At 64.1% G+C, this 1,867-nt stretch carries 3 protein-coding genes; all 3 read right to left on the reverse strand.

The features are described 5' to 3' along the window. Window positions 1-122 precede the first annotated feature (122 nt). Window positions 123-761, reverse strand: coding sequence for a flagellar basal body L-ring protein FlgH (locus B7L71_RS16180; protein ID WP_446497443.1), 639 nt, complete (start codon window positions 759-761; stop codon window positions 123-125). A gap of 69 nt (window positions 762-830) precedes the next feature. After that, complete coding sequence (flgG, locus tag B7L71_RS16185; protein WP_081139151.1) at window positions 831-1,613, reverse strand: flagellar basal-body rod protein FlgG; 783 nt, start codon at window positions 1,611-1,613, stop codon at window positions 831-833. Window positions 1,614-1,627: 14 nt separating this feature from the next. Continuing rightward, window positions 1,628-1,867 (reverse strand): flagellar basal body rod C-terminal domain-containing protein (locus tag B7L71_RS16190; RefSeq protein ID WP_283160419.1); only part of this gene is annotated, 240 nt, incomplete at its 5' end.

The following is a 1,867-nucleotide window of genomic DNA, read 5'->3' on the forward strand; positions in this document are numbered from 1 at the left end:
CTCGGCCTGGACCGGCGCCGCCAGGGCGAGCCACAGCGCCGCGCCGAACAGCCAGGCCATGGGCGAGATCCGCGATGAGAGCATGAAGCAAGAATTCCTAGGCATCTATCGAACGCTCCCGATCAGAAAGGCGAGACATTGAGGAAGAAGCGCTGCAGCCAGCCCATGTGCTGTGCCTCGTTGATATAGCCGTCGCCGACGTACTCGATGCGCGCATCGGCGACCTGCGTCGAAGGCACGGTATTCTGGCCGGTGATGGTGCGCGGATTGACCACGCCCGAGAAGCGGATGAACTCGCGCCCCTGGTTGATGCCGACCTGGCGCTCGCCGCGCACCCGCAGGTTGCCGTTATGCATCACCTCGAGCACCGACACGGTGATGGTGCCGGTGAAGTTGTTGCTGGCCTGGGTGCCACCGCCTCCCGAGAAGGAATTGCCTCCCGACACGTCGAACCCATAGTCGACCAGGAAGTCGATCACCTCGGGAATCTGCATGATGTCGAGATTCGCCGAGCCATTGCGGGTGGCGCTGCTCTGGGAGTTGGAACTGGCGCTGACCTGCTCGTCGAGCACGATGGTGAGGATATCCCCCACCTGACGCGGGCGGCGATCCTCGAACAGCGGCTGAACGCCGCGATGCGCCTGATAGATGGACCCGTTGGGAATCGGCGGCGGCGGCTCGGCGATATTGATCATCTCCTGCTCGCCCACCAGGGAGGCGCGCGGAATCTGCGCACAGCCGGCCATGATGGATACCATCATGGCCGCCACCGCCAGCCGCCACAGGTGCGAAGAGGTCTGCCCTTTCATGCGTCGTCCGCCCTCGTCGGATTACAGCTGCGCGAGGCGCGCCAGCATCTCGTCGCTGGTCTGCACCGCCTTGCTGTTGATTTCGTAGGCCCGCTGGGTCTGGATCATGCTGACCATCTCCTCCACCACGTTGACGTTGGAGGTCTCCACGTAGTTCTGCATCAGCCGCCCGGCCCCGTTCATGCCCGGCATCGTCTCGTTGCGAGGACCGGAAGAGGTGGTCTCCAGATAGAGATTGCCGCCGATGCTCTGCAGACCGGTGGGATTGACGAAGGTCGAGATGGTGATCTGGCCGATCTGGGTGTCCTGGGAGGTGCCCGGCTGGGTCACGGTGACGATGCCGTCCTCGCCCACGCTCAGCGACAGGGCGTTGTCGGGAATGATGATCGCCGGCTCCATCGGATAGCCGTTGGCGGTGACCATCTGGCCGTTCTCGTCGATCTGGAAGCTGCCGTCACGGGTGTAGGCGGTGGTACCGTCGGGCAGCAGCACCTGGAAGAACCCCTGCCCGTTGATCGCCAGGTCGCGGGAGTTCTCGGTATTCTGCAAGCCGCCCTGAGTGTGCAGGCGCTCGGTGGCCACCGGGCGCACTCCGGTTCCCACCTGCATGCCGGAAGGCAAACGGTTCTGGACGTTGTTCTGCGCCCCGGGCTGGCGCAGGTTCTGATAGAGCAGGTCCTCGAACACCGCCCGCGAGCGCTTGAAGCCGTTGGTGCTCACGTTGGCCAGGTTGTTGGAGATCACGTCCAACTGCACCTGCTGCGATTCGAGACCGGTCTTGGCGGTCCACAGCGATTTGATCATCGTTCGGTTCCTCGTTAACCCTGAATGGAGAGCAGGTTGTTGGCGCGCTGGGCATTCTCGTCGGCGCTACCGATCACCTTCATCTGCATGTCGTAGCGCCGCGCCACGTCGATCATCGCCACCATGCTCTCGACAGCACTGACATTGCTGCCCTCCAGGGTACCGCTGACCAGGCGCGCATCTTCGTCCGCCTCGAGCACGACCGGCTCGCCCTCTTCGCCGACGGGCGGCCGGAACAGGCCGTCGTCGCCGCG

Origin of the sequence: Halomonas sp. BC2, from assembly GCF_002078115.1 — a bacterium.
In the GTDB taxonomy this organism is placed as follows: domain Bacteria; phylum Pseudomonadota; class Gammaproteobacteria; order Pseudomonadales; family Halomonadaceae; genus Vreelandella; species Vreelandella stevensii.